Here is a 16,839-nt window from a genome sequence, read left to right as displayed (position 1 = left end):
CCCGGAATGCAACATCAATCGCGAAGTCTCGATAACAAGGTGTCGAAGTGAATGCCAATCTCTCCGCAGGTCCCATTCCGGTGAGCGTGGCACCGGAAGTCCTGGCTGACATCCAGGCAGAGTTCGCGCGCGAATGGCAACGCCTTTGCGACGATGCCCAGCGCGGCACGCTGGCGCCGCCGTCCGATCGCCGGTTCTCGGGCGATGCCTGGGCGGCGAACGCGTCGCATCTGTTGCTGGCGCATACCTATCTGCTGTCCGCCCGCGCCATGCAGCGCATGGTCGATGCCGCGCAGGTCAGCGAGCCCATGCGCGACCGCCTTCGATTCTCCATCATGCAGTGGGTCGACGCGCTGTCGCCCAGCAACTTCCTGGCATTGAATCCCGACGCGCAGCAATCCATCGTAGAAAGTGCGGGACGCGCGTTGAACGAAGGTCTTGCGAACCTGCTGGGCGACGTCCAGAAAGGCCGCATCACACAGACCGACGAGTCCCAATTCGAGATCGGCCGCAACGTGGCCACGACCCCCGGCGACGTGGTGTTCGAGAACAAGCTGTTCCAGCTCATCCAGTACGCGCCGTCGACCGGCACCGTGCACGAACGGCCACTGGTCATCGTGCCGCCGAACATCAACAAGTTCTACATCCTGGATCTGCAGCCCGAGAACTCGTTCGTGCGTCACGCGGTCGGGGAGGGCTACACGGTCTTCCTGATTTCCTGGCGCAATCCGGTGGCGGCCGATACCGACGGCGTGGACCGCGCCACCTGGTCCGACTACCTTGACGACGCGGTGCTGCAGGCGCTGCGCGTGGCCAGCGACATCACGAAGCAGCCGCAGGTCAATGCGCTGGGCTTCTGCGTGGGCGGCACGATGCTGGGTGCGGCGTTGGCGCTGGCCGAAGCGCGCGGCGAGCATCCCGTGGCTGCGCTGACGCTGCTCACCTCGATGCTCGATTTTCACGACACCGGCGTCCTGAACGTCTTTGTCGACGAAACCCACGCGCTCATGCGCGACCATCAACTGGGCAACGGCGGCCTGATGGCGGGCCGCGACCTCGCCACCACCTTCTCGTTCCTGCGCCCCAATGAGCTGGTCTGGAACTACGTGGTCGGCAATTACCTGAAGGGTCAGAAGCCCCCGGCCTTCGATCTGCTGTTCTGGAACGGCGACAGCACGAACCTGCCGGGGCCTTTCTTTTCCTGGTATTTCCGCAATACCTACCTTGAGAACAACCTCAAGGTGCCGGGCCGCGCGCAGGCCGCTGGCCTGCCGCTGGACCTGACGCGGTTGCGCATGCCGGTCTATATCTTCGGTTCGCGCGAAGACCACATCGTGCCGTGGGTTTCGGCTTATGCATCCACGCAGGTCCTGCGCGGACCGCAGCGTTTCGTGCTGGGCGCATCCGGCCACATCGCGGGCGTGGTGAATCCGCCCGCCAAGAAGCGCCGCAGCTACTGGGTGGCCGATGCGCTGGAACAGGAAAGCCAACCGCTTCCCGGCGACCCCAACACGTGGTTTTCGCAGGCCGTGGAGCAACCCGGAAGCTGGTGGCCGGACTGGTCGGGCTGGCTGGCCGAGCATTCCGGCAAACAGGTCAAAGCAAGGACAAAGGCAGGCAATGCCAAGTACCGGCCGATCGAGCCGGCCCCTGGCAGATATGTAAAGGTCCGGGCGGCCTGATACCGCGTATCGCGGTCCGATCCCCCGGGCAGGAAGATGTTTAATCAACGAGGCGTCCGTCGCACACAGGAGGAAGTCCAATGAGCGGAAAACTGGCTTACGTAACAGGCGGGATGGGCGGGATCGGCACCTCTATTTGCCAGCGCTTGGCCAAGGATGGCTTTCGCGTCGTGGCAGGTTGCGGCCCCAGCCGCAATTACCAGCAATGGCTGGATGAGCAAGCCGCGCAGGGTTTCACGTTCTACGCGTCGGTGGGCAACGTGTCCGATTGGGACTCCACCGTAGCCGCCTTCGAAAGGGTCACGGCTGACCTCGGGCCGGTGGACGTGCTGGTCAACAATGCGGGCATCACCCGCGACGGGCTGTTCCGCAAGATGACGGCCGACGATTGGCGCGCGGTCATCGACACGAACCTGAACAGCCTGTTCAACGTGACCAAGCAGGTCATCGACGGCATGGTCGAGCGCCAGTGGGGGCGCATCATCAACATCAGTTCGGTCAATGGTCAGAAGGGTCAGTTCGGCCAGACCAACTACTCCACGGCAAAGGCCGGCATCCACGGTTTCACGATGGCGCTGGCTCAGGAAGTGGCCAGCAAGGGCGTGACCGTCAACACGATCTCGCCGGGATACATCGGCACCGACATGGTCCGCGCCATCCGGCCGGACGTGCTGGAAAAAATCGTCGCCACGATTCCGGTGCGCCGCCTTGGCACGCCCGAGGAAATCGCGTCCATGACGTCGTGGCTGGCCTCGGATGAATCCGGCTTTTCGACCGGCGCGGACTTCTCGCTGAACGGCGGCCTGCACATGGGTTGACGTGACATGGGCCGCCCCGCGGCGGCCCACTGGCGCTGTACGGCTTCGGGCAGAGGGCCGTACGGCATTACACTCACATTATTCGAAGCCTAAAGAGATCGCCCGATCCGGGGACAACCATGACGCAAGCACAAACCGGCGCCAGCCTGCGCCTGATTAAAAAATACCCCAACCGTCGCTTATACGACACCCGGACCAGCACCTACATCACCCTGGCAGATGTCAAGCAACTGGTCCTGGCGAACGAGGAATTCCAGGTTGTCGATGCCAAGAGCAGCGAAGACCTGACGCGCAGCATCCTCCTGCAGATCATTCTTGAAGAGGAGAGCGGCGGCATGCCCATGTTCTCCTCGAACATGCTGTCGCAGATCATCCGTTTCTACGGCCACGCCATGCAAGGCATCATGGGCTCGTACCTGGAAAAGAACATCCAGGCCTTCATGGAGATCCAGCAGCGCATGGCCGAGCAGTCCAAGGGCCTGTACGGCAGCCAGTTCGGGCCGGAAGCCTGGACGCAATTCATGAACGTGCAGACGCCGATGCTGCAGAACATGATGAACAACTACATCGACCAGAGCAAAAACCTGTTCGTGCAGATGCAGGACCAGATGCAGGATCAGACGCGCGCGATGTTCTCGACCTTCCCGTTCACGCCGGGCAGCACCCCGGGCGCGGGCCGCAAGTAACCACCGCCGGACGCAGGGCCTGACCGGTCCGCGTCAATGCAAAAAAGCCGTCTTGGCGCATGCCAAGGCGGCTTTTTGCTGATTGAGCCAACGCAATGATCCGGCACTTTTAGTGCGGCCAGGTTCAGGGTTGTGTCAGCAAAATCCACTAAATTAATGAAAACGGTTCTTGTTTGTGTTTTGAGAGCCGCTATTTTCATTTGTGTCTCAAGGATTATGCACATGATCAAGAAAGCCTTGGCGCTGGCCATTGTCGCGTTGAGCGTGTCCGCCGCCCATGCGGCCGAATACCCCATCGGCAAGCCTGTCGAAAAGGGCGGCATGGAAATCGGCGCGGTGTATCTGCAGCCGATCGAAATGGACCCGCCCGGCATGATGCGTCCGGCCAAGGATTCCGACGTGCACCTGGAGGCCGACATCCACGCCACGGCCGGCAACAAGACTGGTTTTCCTGAAGGCGAGTGGGTGCCGTATCTGGTCGTGAATTACGAGATCCAGAAGGTCGGCAGCCAGAACGTGCAGAAGGGCACGTTCATGCCCATGGTCGCCAACGATGGCCCGCACTATGGCGAAAACGTGAAGCTCGAGGGCCCGGGCAAATACAAACTCAAGTACACCATCCTGCCGCCGACGGCGAACAAGATGAGCCACTTCGGCCGTCACGTCGACAAGGAAACGGGTGTGGGCGAATGGTTCGAGCCGTTCGACCTGGAATATGAATTCGTCTACGCCGGCACCGGCAAGAAGGGCGGTTACTGATCGTGCGCCGCCTGCTTCGCGTACTTGCCGCAATGCTCATCGGCCTGTCCGGCGTAGCCGGCATGGCGCCTGCGCAGGCGGACGAACTGCCCACGTTCACCTTGCGGTTCAAGCCGGACGGCACGTTTGAGCCGGCCACGCTGGAAGTGCCCGCGGGCCGTTTCAAGATTGAACTCATCAACGAGAGCAACGAGCCGGTGGAATTCGAAAGCATTCCGCTGCGCAAGGAAAAAGTCCTGGGACCGGGGGTGAAGTCCTTCGTGGTCATCACCATTTCGCGTCCCGGCGAGTATCCCTTTTTTGACGACTTTCACCAGAGCGTGAAAGGCACCTTGGTCGTCAAGCCCAAGGAATAACGCGGCACCAAAGCATGGAACAGGTACTTTTCATCGTCTGGCGCGAAAGCGTCGAAGCCCTGCTCGTGGTGGGCATTCTGTATACGTGGTTGCGCGCCACGCCGGAAGGCAAGCGCGGGCTGCCGTACCTGTGGGGCGGCGTGGCGGCGGGCCTGGCGTTGGCCGTGGCGCTGGCGCTGGTGCTGCTGGGCGTGTCGTCCTGGCTCAGCGATGAAGGCCAGGAATGGTTCCAGGCCATCATGTCGCTGGCCGCTTGCGCGCTGGTCGTGCAGATGGTCGTGTGGATGAAGAAGCACGGCCGCACGCTCAAGGGCGAACTCGAAAGCGGGGCGCGCGCCTCCGTGGCAAGCGACAACTGGTGGGGCCTGCTCGTGCTGGTCGCCATCGCCGTCGCCCGCGAAGGCAGCGAGACCGTCGTGTTCCTGTACGGCACGGTGTCGGCGGGCGAGGGCGGCAGCGACATGCTGATGCTGGCCGTCGCAGGCGTGGCCGGTTTCGCGGTGGCGCTGCTGACGTTCTGGCTGCTGCAACTGGGCGGCAAGCTCATCACGTGGCGCCGCTTCTTCTTCGTGACCGAAATCCTGTTGCTGCTCCTGGCCGGCTCGTTGCTGGTGGGCGGCCTGGACCACCTGATTTCGCTGGATGTCCTGCCGACCATCGTGGACCCGGTCTGGGACAGCTCCTGGCTGCTGAGCGACAGCACGGGCATTGGCAAGGTGCTGGCCGACTTCGCGGGATACCGCGCATTGCCTGCGTTGTCCTCGCTGCTGTTGTGGGTGGCTTACTGGATCATCGTCTGGGCGCTGCTGCGCTGGGCGGGCGGACGGCCTGCGCCCGTGGCCGCTGCCCGCGGAGCATCCTGATTCCGGTGTTTTCTCCGGACTGATTTTCTTAAGGTTTGACCATGGCTGCTGCACTCGGGAGGGCAACCTCCCGCATCGCCGACTTCCTCCGTGACCATGCCCCGCTGTTGCGCAAGCTGCAGTGGGGCATTGTCGCGTTGTACTCGTTCCTCCTCATCGTGCCGGCGTTGCTGCCGCTGCCCGACAACGCGGCCTCGGTGTTCAACAACCTGACCGTCGTGGCGCAGTTTGCGTTCTGGGGCGTGTGGTGGCCGTTCGTCCTGATCTCGATGCCAATCCTGGGGCGCGCATGGTGCGGCTGGCTGTGTCCCGAAGGGATGCTGACCGAATGGGCCAGCGAGCGCGGCCAGGGCCGGGCCATTCCGAAGTGGATGCGCTGGGGCGGCTGGCCGTTCGTGGCCTTCGCGTTGACGACCATCTACGGTCAGCTGGTCAGTGTCTATCAGTACCCCTTGGCGGTGCTGGCCGTCCTGGGCGGATCCACGGTGGCGGCCATGATCGTCGGCTGGCGCTATGGGCGCAGCAAGCGCGTGTGGTGCAAGTACCTGTGCCCGGTCAATGGCGTGTTCAACCTGCTGGCCAAGCTGGCGCCCTGGCACTTCAAGGTCGACGAGGAAAAGTGGCGCCATCCCGTCATCCGCATCGAGCCCATCAACTGTGCGCCGCTGGTGCCGCTGCGCCACATGAAGGGCGCGGGCGATTGCCACGTCTGTGGACGGTGCAGTGGCTATCGCGGCGCCATTGCACTGACACCCCGCTCGCCTGAAGAAGAGATCGTGCACGTGGCCGATGGCGATCCGTGGCAGACGGCATTGCTGTGTTTCGGCCTGATGGGCATTGCGATCGGCGCGTTTCTCTGGAGCGCCAGTCCGTGGTTCGTGACGGCCAAGCAATGGGCCGCGACCTGGCTGGTCGAGCACGACATCCTATGGCCGCTGATGGACAACGCGCCGTGGTTCATCCTGACGCACTACCCGGACGTGAACGACAGCTTCTCGTGGCTGGACGGCGCCGGCATTCTGCTCTTTGTCGTCGGCGCCACGATATGCGTGGGCGGCGCGGCCTTCCTGTCGTTGTGGCTCGCCGACCGCATTGCGCCCGCCGCACCCGTGCCGCCGGCGCCCGTCAATTCCCATGCCGCCCATGCGCCCGTATCGCGCTGGGGGCGGGCCGGTCTGCACAAGCTGGCGCAGGCGCTGATTCCGTCGGCTGGCATTGGCGTGTTTTTGGGCCTGTCCGCCACGACGATCACGCTGCTCAAGCATGAAGGCGTGCAGGCGGCATGGGCGACGCCGGTCCGGTTCACGCTGCTGACCCTGGCGGTGCTGTGGACGCTGCGTCTTTACGCGCGCCTCCTGAATGCGCGTCCGGTCGGCATGGCGCGCAAGGTTGGCGCGGGTCTTGTGCTGGCCGCGGGCCTCGCGCCGTTCTGCATTGCGTGGGTGCTGTTCTTCGCGGTCTGGTAAGCGTTTGACGGGGCCGCTGCGATACAGTGGGGGCTTATCCGGCGCCGCCGGCATTTTCCTCACTGCTATCCGCCATGGCTTCCTACGCATTTCGTCTACTCAACGTTTTTGCCTCGTCCACATTCAGCGGCAATCAGCTCTGTGTGTTTGAAGACGCGCGCGGCATGGATGATGCCACCATGCTCAATCTTGCGGCGCAATTCAATCTGTCCGAGACCACGTTCATCCTGCCTTCGGATCAAGCCGACGCGCGGGTGCGCGTTTTTACACCGGGCTTTGAAATGAAGTTCGCCGGGCATCCGGCCATTGGCACCGCGCAGATCGTGCGCGACCTACGGCAGACCGGCGACGCGTTGACGCTGGAATTTCAGGCTGGTGTCGTGCCGCTGTCCGCCAGTGGCGACGCGTGGACCTTCACCGCGCCGTGTCCGGGCGGGGTGCGCACCGCCGCACCCAAGTTGGATCCCGCCGGCATCGCCGGGCTGGTGGGCCTGGGCGAAAACGACCTGCTGGCCGACCCGATCTGGGTGGATACCGGCGCGGACCAGTTGCTCGTGCCGCTTGCCAGCGTGGACGCAGTGCGCCGGGCCAAGCCGGACGCGTCGCTGCTCAGCCGCTGGCAGACCAGCAGCCTCGAACGCAAGTCGCTCTATCTGTTTGCGTTTGACGAAGGCAATGTCCAGGCGGGCCGACAGGTCGTCGTGGCCCGCTACTTTTACGCCACGCCGGGCGGTGCGATCAACGAAGATCCCGGCACCGGTTCGGCTTGCGCCAATCTCGGCGGCTGGCTCCTGCATCGCAAGGCCGCGCGGCCCGCCAGCGTGCTGGTGGAGCAGGGCGACCAGACCGGCCGCCCCTGCCGCCTGCAGCTGGATGTGTCGACCGATGGCCGCATCCAGGTGGGCGGACGCGCGCAGGAAATCGGCCGCGGCGCCGTCACGCTATAGCAGAACGCAAATCCCAAAGCGAGCATGTAAAAGCCAAACGTGAAAACGGCGCCTGCTTGCACAGGCGCCGTTTTCAAATCAGGCGTCAACTACATCAATGCCTTGATTACTTGCGGTTCTTGGCCGGATCAACCTTGATGTTGTTCTTGACCTGCTTCACGCCTTCAACGCCACGGGCGACCTTGGCGGCGTGATCCGCTTCGGCAGCGGTGCCGACGGTGCCGGTCAGCGTGGCTTCGCCGTTGTTGGTTTCGACGGCGATTTCCAGGGCGCTCAGCTGCTTGTCGGCAACAAAGGCGGCCTTGACCTTGGTGGTCACGGTGGCGTCGGACGCGTATTCACCCACGGACTGTTTCGGCTTGCCGTCATCGGCGGCAAAAGCCATGGAAGTGAAGACAGCGCCCGTACCCAGTGCGGCGGCGGCGATCAGCTTGCGAATTTCCATAGTAATGCTCCTTTTTATTGGTGTTCAGCGCGTTCGTGACGCTATGACGATCTACTAAAGCTCAGATGCGGGTTCTATTTCTTGCGGAAGGCGCCGCCCAGAATGGACAGGAGAGCCAGGACCAGAAAGACGAAGAACAGGATCTTGGCAATCCCCGCGGCGCCGGCGGCGATGCCGCCGAACCCCAGGACAGCCGCGATGATCGCGATAACGAAGAAAACTACGGCGTAATGCAACATGTCAGCTTCTCCTGGTGGTTATGGGAATCAGGGATTGCGGTCGAAGAAGTCGCGGACTTCCTTTTGCGCCTCATCCTTGGTCTTGCCGTAGCGTTCCTGGATCAGACCAGCCAGACGCTCGGCGTTGCCTTCGGTGCGGGTCAGTTCGTCGTCGGTGAGTTCACCCCAAGCCGCCTTGGCCTTGCCCGTCAGTTGCTTCCACTTTCCGGCGATGATGTCGTTGTTCATGGTGACCTCTCTCTGGTTTCGTGCGGCGGCAGGTTCATGGCCTATGAAGCTGCCGGAACGCGGTGTGTTGGGAACTGATCAGCTAGGTTCTAAGCTACGAGTCGCCCCCTGGGGCTGTCAAACCACGCTGTGGAGAAATGTAACTGCGCCGCCTCTGAAAATGCCCCGGGTTTGAGACGAGAAAACGCGTTCCGGGCGCACGAAGGTCGAGTTACATTTGAGCAACCATTTGACCCCTTTTGTGCGTGGCTAGTAACCGATCCGCTCTCGAAACCCACTGCTGGCGCGGCTGGCCGGGCAGGGCGCATGCCGGTATAGTCCACACGGAACCGGCTGGCGGTTCGCCACGTAAAGGGAGAAAAGCTCGCATGACGAAACGACTTTGCAGCGCCATCTTGCTGGCGCTTGGCGCCATGGCGGCCGTGGGGTGCACGCACGTGACGGACCGGTATCAGGCCTCGGCGCCCATCGCATCCCCGCACGGCTGATGGCATCGCAAGACGAAAAAAAACGGGGCGCCTGAGCGCCCCGTCCGCATTTCCGCCAAGCCGTTCAGGGCTGGGCGATGCGCTTGGCGATGTGGTCCAGCGCTTCTTCGACCTGATCGACCAGGATCAGGCACAGATCGCCCGAATTCAGGCGCGCCAGCGCCGTGTCGATCGCCACGAACTCACCATGGATCTCATCGATCTGCGTGGTGCGGCTGGCGCCCACCAGACCCTGCTGCAGCAGGGCCAGTACTTCGCCGTCCGCGCGGCCGCGTTGGCACTGGTCCTGGTAGAGCAGCACGTCGTCGAAGGCGGCGCCCAGGATCTCGGTCTGCATGCGGATGTCTTCGTCGCGGCGGTCGCCCGCGCCACTGATGACGACCGAGCGGCGCTTGGCCGGCATGGCGTCCACGGCACGCACCAGCGCCTGGATGGCGTCGGGGTTGTGGCCATAGTCGGCGATCACCGTGGCGCCGCGGTAGTCGAACACGTTGAAGCGGCCAGGAGCCGTCTGCGCGTCGTTGACGAACGTGGCCAGGCCGCGGCGCACGACATCCCAGCCCAGGTCCAGCGCCCATGCCGCCGCAATGGAAGCCATCGCGTTCTCGACCTGGAAGGTGATCGTGCCGTTGCGCGTGAGCGGGATCTCGGCCAGCGGGAAACGCACCTCGTCGGCGCCTTGTGCCGCCACGATGGCATCGCCATCGCGGTAGACCGAACGCAGGCCCTGCGCGCGATGCGTGGCCAGCACGGGATGGTTGCGGTCTTCGGCAAAGTAGGTGATCGAGCCCGGGCAGCTTGCGGCCATCTCGGCCACGATGGGATCGGCCGCGTTCAGCACTGCCATGCCCGACGGATGCACGTGCTGCACGATGACGCGCTTGACCACGGCCAGGTCCTCGACCGTACTGATGTAGCCGAGCCCCAGGTGGTCGCCCATGCCGATGTTGGTGACGATGGCGACGTTGCAGCGGTCGAACGCCAGGCCTTCGCGCAGGATGCCGCCGCGCGCGGTTTCAAACACCGCGGCGTCCACGTCCGGGTGCATCAGCACGCTGCGCGCGCTGCGCGGGCCGCTGCAGTCGCCGGTGTCGATGCGCAGATTGTCGACGTACACGCCGTCGGAGTTCGTCATGCCCACGCGGTTGCCGGCCGCGCCCAGCAGGTGCGCTGTCAGGCGGACCGTGGTGGTCTTGCCGTTGGTGCCCGCGACGGCCACGACCGGAATGCGGCCGTCGTCGCCGTCCGCGAACATGTTGGCGATGATGGCTTCGCCCACCGCGCGGCCCTTGCCGAACGAGGGGTTCAGGTGCATGCGCAGGCCAGGCGCGGCGTTGACTTCCACGACGCCACCGTGCTGCTCTTCAAGCGGGTATTGCACCGTTTCGGCCACCACGTCCACGCCGCAGATGTCCAGGCCGATCATGCGGGCCGCGGACACCGCGCGCGCCGCCATTTCGGGGTGGACCTCGTCGGTCACGTCGGTTGCGGACCCGCCGGTGCTCAGGTTGGCGTTGTTGCGCAGGAAGATCAGCGTGCCGGCGGGCGGTACGGAATCGGCGTCAAAGCCTTGCTTTTTTAGCGTCGCCAGGGCGATGTCGTCGAAACGGATCTTCGTCAGCGAGGTGGCATGGCCGTCGCCGCGCAACGGGTCGGCGTTGACCTGGTCCACCAGTTGGCGGATGGTCTGCTGCCCGTCGCCCGTGACTTGCGGCGGATCGCGTCGCGACGCCGCGACCAGCGCGCCGCCCACCACCAGCAGGCGGAAATCGTGGCCCGGGATGTAGCGTTCGACGATGACCTCGGAGCTGATCTCTTCGGCCACTTCAAAGGCCTGGATCACGCGCTCGCGGGTTTCGATGTTGACCGCGACGCCACGGCCCTGGCTGCCGTCGCGCGGCTTGACCACGACCGGACCGCCCAGTTCCTGCGCCGCTTCCCAGGCCTCTTCGGCGGTGGTCACCGAACGGCCCATCGGCACCGGCACGCCCGCGGCGTCCAGCAGCATCTTGGTCAGGTCCTTGTCCTGCGCGATGGATTCGGAGATGGCGCTGGTCAGGTCGGTTTCGGCGGCCTGGATGCGGCGCTGTTTGCTGCCCCAGCCAAACTGGACCATGCTGCCTTGCGTGAGGCGGCGGTAGGGGATGTTGCGCGCGGTGGCGGCGTTCACGATGGAGCCGGTGCTCGGCCCCAGACGCACGTCTTCGTCCAGCTCGCGCAGACGCTTCAGGGCGTCGGCAATGTCGAACGGCGTGTCATCGAGCGCGGCGCGCACGAGGTCCTGCGCCAGTTCCATCGCCAGCTTGCCGACTTCTTCTTCGCTGTACTCGACCACGACCTGGAACACGCCCGGTTCGATGGTGGAGGCGGTGCGGCCGAACGTGACGGGGCAGCCGGCGTGCGCCTGCATCGTCAGCGCAACGATCTGCAGCACGTGGGCGATGGACACCGCGCCCTGGTGACCTTCGGGGCGCAGCAGGCCGGTTTGCGGCAGCCGCGCGCGCAGGCGGGCTTCGAACTCGGGCAGGTTGTCGATGGAGCATTCGGCATCGCCGCAGGACACGATGGCCTCGATGGCGGTGTTCTTGCTCCACAGATTGGGGCCGCGCAATGCTCGGATTCGGGAGACTTCCATGGCAGGGTTTCCTGTCGTCTGGCGCGCGTCCACCGGGGGCGGCCGCGCGCCTAATAAGGTCAGTTTTGTTGGATCCAGCGGCGGACCAGATCGATGGTCGGGCCGGAGAACGCCTCGTCGGACTGCAGCAGCGCGAAGTCGCCGGCGCCGATGCCGTCCAGCACGCTGGCAATGGCCTTGCCGTGGTCGGGCTCGTCCTGGATGTCCTTGACGCGGCTGCCTTGCCCCAGGCCCTGGCGGAGCAGCGCGCGCGCTTCGCCGTCGGGGCGCTTGCTGCGCACGGTCGCGTCGTCATACAGAACCACGCGGTCGAACGCGTCGCCAAGGAGCTTGCCCTGTTCGATCAGGTCCGCGTCGCGGCGGTCTGCGCCGGCCGAGTACACGGCGGCGCGCTTGGCGGACGGAAACTGATCAATGGCCGTGATCAGCGGGCGCAGCGCGGACGCGTTGTGCACGTCGTCTACGACCACCGTGGCGCCATTGCGCTCGAACAGCGTGAACTGCCACGGCGCGTCGGCCTGGTCGATGTCGAAGGTCTCGATGCCGGCGCGGATCAGTTCCACCGGGATGTCCAGCGCCCACGCCGAACCCACGGCTGCCAGCACGTTTTCAACCTGGAAGGCCACGCGGCCGCCATGTGTCAGCGGGATGGCCGCGACGTCGGCCAGGCGTTCTTCCTGGCTGCCCTGTGCCAGCACGATGCTGCCGTCGCGCACGAACACCGCGCGTCCGTCCTGGGCCAGGTGCTGGACGATGGCGGGCAGGGCGGGATCGATGCCGAAGAAGATCACGCCGCCGTCGCAGAGCTCGGCCATTTCGACCACGCGCGGATCGCGCGCGTTCAGCACGGCCACGCCATCGGGCAGGACTACGTCCACCTGCGTGCGGAACACGTTGAACAGGCGTTCCGTTTCGTTGATGTCGAAGTCGCCGAGATGATCGCCGTCGTCGATGTTGGTGACCACGCCGACCTGGCAGCGGTCGTAGGCCAGGCCCTGGCCGAGGATCACGCCGCTGTCGTTCTCGATGACGGCGGCGTCCACGTTGCGGTTCATGAGCAGGCGCGTGCCCGACGCGAAGTCGGCGCGGTCGCCCTTTTGCACGAGACGGCGGTCCAGGTAAAGGCCTTCGCTGCACGCGAGGCCGGTGCGCTTGCCTGACAGGTGCAGCAAGCGCGCCACCAGGCGGGCGACGACGGTCTTGCCGTTGGTGCCGGTCACGCCGACGATAGGAATGCGGCCCGCGTCGCCCTCGGGGAAGAGGTGGTCGACGATCGCGCGGCCCACGGGACGCGGCGTGCCGTCGGCGGGCTTCAGGTGCATCAGCAGGCCAGGTCCGGCGTTGACTTCGACGATGGCGCCGCGCTGTTCATCCAGCGGGCGTGTGATGTCTTCGGCCACGAGGTCCACGCCGGCGATGTCCAGGCCGACGATGCGCGCGGCCAGCGTCACGGTGGCGGCCACGCTGGGGTGGACGCGATCGGTCACGTCGAACGCGACGTTGCCGCTGCGCTGCACCAGCACGCGCTGGCCTTCGGGCGGCACGCTGTCTTCCGACAGGCCCTGGCGCGCGATCTCCAGCCGGGCGGCGGAATCCAGGCGCACGGGATTGAGCGGATGGTTTTCGGTACGGCCGCGGCGCGGGTCGGTATTGATCTGGCTGTCGATGAGTTCGGTGATGGTCGACTTGCCGTCGCCCGTCACCCACGCCGGTTCGCCGGCGGCCGCCGCGACCATGCGGTTGCCCACCACCAGCAGGCGGTGTTCGTTGCCCAGCACGAAGCGTTCGACGATGACGCCGCTGCCTTCGTCCACCGCGACGCGATAGGCCGAGACCACTTCCTCGCGCGTCGTCAGATTGGTGAAGACGCCGCGGCCATGGTTGCCGTCGTAGGGCTTGACCACCACGGGCAGGCCGATATCCTCGGCGGCGTCCCACGCGTCTTCCTCGCTTTCAACGAGGCGCCCCTCGGGCACCGGCACGCCGCAGGTCGACAGCAGTTCCTTGGTCAGGTCCTTGTCGCGTGAAATGCCTTCGGCGATGGCGCTGGTGCGATCGGTTTCGGCCGTCCAGATGCGGCGCTGCGCCGAGCCGTAGCCGAATTGGACGAGGTTGCCCTCAAAAAGACGGATATACGGAATATCGCGATCATCGGCCGCATCGACGATGCAGGCCGTGCTGGGGCCGAGGCAGTGGCGGTCGACCAGGCTGCGCAGCTTGGCCACGGTGGCGGGCACGTCGAACGGCCGGTCCTCGATGGCGGCCATGACGAGGTCGCGCGCTTCGTTCAATGCAGTTCGGGTGACCTGTTCCTGCCAGGCGCGCACGACGACCTTGTAGACGCCGCGCTTGGAGGTTTCGCGAGCCTTGCCGAAGCCGCCGCGCAAGCCGGCCAGGTTCTGCAATTCAAGCGTGACGTGTTCAAGAATGTGGCCGGGCCACGTGCCTTCTTTCAGGCGGGCAAGAAAACCGCCCCGCACGCCGGGGCTGCATCGATGTTCGATCAGCGTCGGCAGCCATTCCGTCAGGCGCTCATAAAATCCGGGAATCGTGTTGGAGGGGTAATCCTCCAGTTCACCGATATCCACCCATGCTTCAAGGACCGGACGATACGTCCAAATGTTCGGGCCGCGCAAAGCCACGACATCGATAAATTCAATGTCTTTCTTTTTCATGTTTTAATTCGCTCGAGAAGCAGGTTGGCACGCGCGGACGCCCCTATGCAAGACCGCGATTTTATTGGGGTTGCGCCTTAAGAATAATGCCAACGAGTGGGGGATCCCAGATGTTCCTAATTAGAAAAATCGGCTGATACTATACGACGCCTTCATGGCGTGAACTCGTTGTGTTGTAAGGAAGGGACACGTTTGCCGCCGATGGCGTCAAACCGGTTGCCGCCTAGTAGGGCAGAGTCCTGGCCCGGTATGCGTTCCAATGAAAAAACCACACCTGCTTTCCGGCCTTGCCGACGCATTTCCTGCCCGCTGGCGGGATGAAATCCGCACCGAAGTGGCGGATGACGAAACCCTTCTGGCCTGGGTTGAAATAGACCTCGATCAGCGTTTGAAATTCCAGCCGGGTCTGGTCGCCGTGACCGATAAACGGCTGATCGCCCGCCTTCCCGACGATTCCGGTTGGGAATCCTGGCCATACGGCCCTCAATTGAAGCTATCCCTCAGCGATCATGCCGGCGCCGCCGTGCTGGAGCTGCACGACGACACCGGCCGTCTGGGCGTCTGGCGATTCACGCTGGCTTGCAATCCCGCGGCGCTGCGGCTGTTGGCCCAGTTTGAGACGCAGCAGTCGATTCGTCTGTCGGGCAAGCCGGCCGAAGCCCTGGAAGAACGCACCTGCACGATCTGTAATAACGTCATTCCCGCGGGCGAGGAAGAATGCCCGACTTGCAATCAGGAACAGGCCGCGCCGTCGACCACCTGGGCGCTCTTGCGGCTGTGGCGTTTTGCGCGGCCCTACCGCGGCCCGCTGTTTGCCGGGTTTCTGCTGACATTGCTCGGCACCGCGGCCACGCTGGTGCCGCCGTACCTGACGATGCCGCTGATGGACGATGTGCTGATTCCGTTCCAGAACGGCGCGCCCATTGATTACAGCCTCGTGCGGCTTTATCTGGGTGGCCTGTTGGGATCGGCCATTCTGGCGTGGGGGCTGGGTTGGGCGCGCACGTATATTCTGGCGTGGGTCAGCGAACGCATCGGCGCGGATCTGCGCACCACCACTTACGCGCACCTGCAGCAACTGTCGCTTGAGTATTTCGGCGGCAAGCGCACCGGCGATCTGATTTCGCGCATTGGTAGCGAAACCGACCGCATCTGCGTATTCCTGTCGCTGCACCTGCTGGACTTCGCCACCGACATTCTGATGATCGCCATGACGGCGGTCATTCTGATCAGCATCAATCCGTGGCTTGCGCTGGTCACGCTGGTGCCGCTGCCGTTCATCATCTGGATGATCCACGCGGTGCGCGACCGCTTGCGGCACGGCTTCGAAAAGGTCGACCGCATCTGGTCCGAGATCACGAACGTGCTGGCCGACACCATTCCCGGCATCCGCGTGGTCAAGGCATTTGCGCAGGAAAAGCGCGAGGTCGCGCGTTTCCGCGAAGCCAACAACCGCAACCTGGAAGTGAACGATCGCGTCAACACGACGTGGTCGTTGTTTTCGCCGACGGTCACGCTGCTGACTGAAGTTGGCCTGTTGGTGGTGTGGATCTTCGGCATCTGGCAGGTGTCGCAAAAGCAGATCACCGTGGGTGTGCTGGCTGCGTTCCTGGCGTATATCGGGCGCTTCTACATGCGCCTGGATTCCATGAGCCGTATCGTGTCGGTCACGCAAAAGGCCGCGGCCGGCGCCAAGCGCATCTTCGACATCCTGGACCACGTGTCCAGCGTGCCGGAACCCCAAAACCCCGCCAAGCTGCCGCATATCAACGGCCGCATCGAGCTGCGCGACGTGGGCTTTCGCTACGGCAACCGCCAGGTCATCCGCGGGTTGAATCTGACGATCGCCCCGGGCGAAATGATCGGGCTCGTGGGCCACAGCGGTTCGGGCAAGAGCACGCTGATCAACCTGATCTGCCGTTTCTACGACGTATCCGAAGGCGCCGTGATGGTGGATGGCGCGGACATCCGTTCGGTCCGCGTGGCCGACTACCGGCGCAATATCGGGCTGGTGCTGCAGGAACCGTTCCTGTTCTTTGGCACCATTGCCGAGAACATTGCTTACGGCAGGCCGGACGCCACTCGCGACGAGATCGTGGCTGCGGCGCGCGCCGCGCATGCGCACGAATTCATCCTGCGCCTGCCGCACGGCTACGACTCGCTGGTGGGCGAGCGCGGCCAGGCCTTGTCCGGCGGCGAACGCCAGCGCATCTCGATTGCGCGCGCCCTGTTGATCGACCCGCGCATCCTGATTCTTGATGAAGCGACGTCGTCGGTGGACACCACGACCGAGAAAGAAATTCAGAAGGCGCTGGACAACCTGGTCCGCGGCCGCACCACCATTGCGATTGCGCACCGCCTGAGCACCCTGCGCAAGGCCGACCGGCTGGTGGTCCTGGACCGCGGCCAGATCGTGGAGCAGGGGCCGCACGAAGAACTGATGGCCCGCGAGGGCGCCTACTATCGCCTGTATCAGGCGCAGGCGCGCCAGGCGGAAGCCGACGCGCAGGCGTCGGGCAGCGAAGACATGGCCGCCGTGGCCTGACGCGGAA

At 64.4% G+C, this 16,839-nt stretch carries 14 protein-coding genes; 9 read left to right on the top strand and 5 right to left on the bottom strand.

Going from position 1 to position 16,839, the window contains the following annotated elements:
- Positions 1-47 precede the first annotated feature (47 nt).
- From HV681_RS09465 to HV681_RS09430, 8 genes are all read left to right on the top strand, one after another.
- Positions 48-1,682 (top strand): PHA/PHB synthase family protein, encoded by a 1,635-nt coding sequence (locus HV681_RS09465; protein WP_175122868.1) that lies wholly within the window; start codon positions 48-50, stop codon positions 1,680-1,682.
- A gap of 80 nt (positions 1,683-1,762) precedes the next feature.
- Positions 1,763-2,500 (top strand): 3-ketoacyl-ACP reductase, encoded by a 738-nt coding sequence (locus HV681_RS09460; protein ID WP_056567753.1) that lies wholly within the window; start codon positions 1,763-1,765, stop codon positions 2,498-2,500.
- 119 nt (positions 2,501-2,619) lie between these two features.
- On the top strand, positions 2,620-3,186 hold the full coding sequence (gene phaR / locus HV681_RS09455) for a polyhydroxyalkanoate synthesis repressor PhaR (RefSeq protein WP_175122867.1): 567 nt from the start codon (positions 2,620-2,622) through the stop codon (positions 3,184-3,186).
- 222 nt (positions 3,187-3,408) lie between these two features.
- Positions 3,409-3,945 carry an iron transporter gene (locus tag HV681_RS09450; protein WP_056569437.1) on the top strand — a complete coding sequence of 179 codons (537 nt, stop codon included), beginning with the start codon at positions 3,409-3,411 and terminating at the stop codon, positions 3,943-3,945.
- A gap of 32 nt (positions 3,946-3,977) precedes the next feature.
- Positions 3,978-4,301 carry a cupredoxin domain-containing protein gene (locus HV681_RS09445; RefSeq protein ID WP_175123344.1) on the top strand — a complete coding sequence of 108 codons (324 nt, stop codon included), beginning with the start codon at positions 3,978-3,980 and terminating at the stop codon, positions 4,299-4,301.
- Positions 4,302-4,315: 14 nt separating this feature from the next.
- Entirely contained in the window at positions 4,316-5,164 is an 849-nt protein-coding gene (locus HV681_RS09440) for an FTR1 family iron permease (RefSeq protein ID WP_175122866.1), read from the top strand.
- Between the two features lie 41 nt (positions 5,165-5,205).
- Entirely contained in the window at positions 5,206-6,630 is a 1,425-nt protein-coding gene (locus HV681_RS09435) for a 4Fe-4S binding protein (RefSeq protein ID WP_175122865.1), read from the top strand.
- A 74-nt stretch (positions 6,631-6,704) separates the two neighbouring features.
- Positions 6,705-7,577 carry a PhzF family phenazine biosynthesis protein gene (locus HV681_RS09430; protein ID WP_175122864.1) on the top strand — a complete coding sequence of 291 codons (873 nt, stop codon included), beginning with the start codon at positions 6,705-6,707 and terminating at the stop codon, positions 7,575-7,577.
- A gap of 106 nt (positions 7,578-7,683) precedes the next feature.
- On the opposite strand, the gene HV681_RS09425 is transcribed toward HV681_RS09430, so the two are convergent.
- The 5 genes from HV681_RS09425 to cphA (HV681_RS09405) form a co-directional block, all read right to left on the bottom strand.
- A complete protein-coding gene (locus tag HV681_RS09425) occupies positions 7,684-8,022 on the bottom strand; it encodes a BON domain-containing protein (protein WP_056567736.1) in 339 nt (112 codons plus the stop codon).
- Between the two features lie 74 nt (positions 8,023-8,096).
- Entirely contained in the window at positions 8,097-8,261 is a 165-nt protein-coding gene (locus HV681_RS09420) for a DUF1328 domain-containing protein (protein WP_006389411.1), read from the bottom strand.
- A gap of 27 nt (positions 8,262-8,288) precedes the next feature.
- Positions 8,289-8,489 (bottom strand): CsbD family protein, encoded by a 201-nt coding sequence (locus HV681_RS09415; protein WP_006218180.1) that lies wholly within the window; start codon positions 8,487-8,489, stop codon positions 8,289-8,291.
- 552 nt (positions 8,490-9,041) lie between these two features.
- Positions 9,042-11,612: a cyanophycin synthetase gene (gene cphA, locus HV681_RS09410; protein WP_175122863.1), complete on the bottom strand. Its 2,571-nt coding sequence runs from the start codon at positions 11,610-11,612 to the stop codon at positions 9,042-9,044.
- A gap of 59 nt (positions 11,613-11,671) precedes the next feature.
- A complete protein-coding gene (cphA, locus tag HV681_RS09405) occupies positions 11,672-14,287 on the bottom strand; it encodes a cyanophycin synthetase (protein ID WP_175122862.1) in 2,616 nt (871 codons plus the stop codon).
- A gap of 259 nt (positions 14,288-14,546) precedes the next feature.
- Here cphA (HV681_RS09405) and HV681_RS09400 point away from each other — a divergent pair, with 259 nt between their 5' ends.
- Positions 14,547-16,832: a cyanophycin metabolism-associated ABC transporter gene (locus HV681_RS09400; protein ID WP_175122861.1), complete on the top strand. Its 2,286-nt coding sequence runs from the start codon at positions 14,547-14,549 to the stop codon at positions 16,830-16,832.
- Positions 16,833-16,839: the final 7 nt, after the last annotated feature.

The sequence above is a fragment of the Achromobacter animicus genome, assembly GCF_902859585.1.
In the GTDB taxonomy this organism is placed as follows: Bacteria; Pseudomonadota; Gammaproteobacteria; order Burkholderiales; family Burkholderiaceae_B; genus Achromobacter; species Achromobacter animicus.
This window is presented reverse-complemented; position numbering and strand designations above follow the sequence as displayed.

Bases quoted from the DNA above. Each gene is read 5' to 3' on its own strand.
- HV681_RS09460 (WP_056567753.1), top strand. From the start codon at position 1,763: ATGAGCGGAAAACTGGCTTACGTAACAGGCGGGATGGGCGGGATCGGC.
- phaR (WP_175122867.1), top strand. From the start codon at position 2,620: ATGACGCAAGCACAAACCGGCGCCAGCCTGCGCCTGATTAAAAAATAC.
- HV681_RS09450 (WP_056569437.1), top strand. From the start codon at position 3,409: ATGATCAAGAAAGCCTTGGCGCTGGCCATTGTCGCGTTGAGCGTGTCC.
- HV681_RS09445 (WP_175123344.1), top strand. From the start codon at position 3,978: ATGCTCATCGGCCTGTCCGGCGTAGCCGGCATGGCGCCTGCGCAGGCG.
- HV681_RS09440 (WP_175122866.1), top strand. From the start codon at position 4,316: ATGGAACAGGTACTTTTCATCGTCTGGCGCGAAAGCGTCGAAGCCCTG.
- HV681_RS09435 (WP_175122865.1), top strand. From the start codon at position 5,206: ATGGCTGCTGCACTCGGGAGGGCAACCTCCCGCATCGCCGACTTCCTC.
- HV681_RS09430 (WP_175122864.1), top strand. From the start codon at position 6,705: ATGGCTTCCTACGCATTTCGTCTACTCAACGTTTTTGCCTCGTCCACA.
- HV681_RS09425 (WP_056567736.1), bottom strand. From the start codon at position 8,022: ATGGAAATTCGCAAGCTGATCGCCGCCGCCGCACTGGGTACGGGCGCT.
- HV681_RS09420 (WP_006389411.1), bottom strand. From the start codon at position 8,261: ATGTTGCATTACGCCGTAGTTTTCTTCGTTATCGCGATCATCGCGGCT.
- HV681_RS09415 (WP_006218180.1), bottom strand. From the start codon at position 8,489: ATGAACAACGACATCATCGCCGGAAAGTGGAAGCAACTGACGGGCAAG.
- cphA (WP_175122863.1), bottom strand. From the start codon at position 11,612: ATGGAAGTCTCCCGAATCCGAGCATTGCGCGGCCCCAATCTGTGGAGC.
- cphA (WP_175122862.1), bottom strand. From the start codon at position 14,287: ATGAAAAAGAAAGACATTGAATTTATCGATGTCGTGGCTTTGCGCGGC.
- HV681_RS09400 (WP_175122861.1), top strand. From the start codon at position 14,547: ATGAAAAAACCACACCTGCTTTCCGGCCTTGCCGACGCATTTCCTGCC.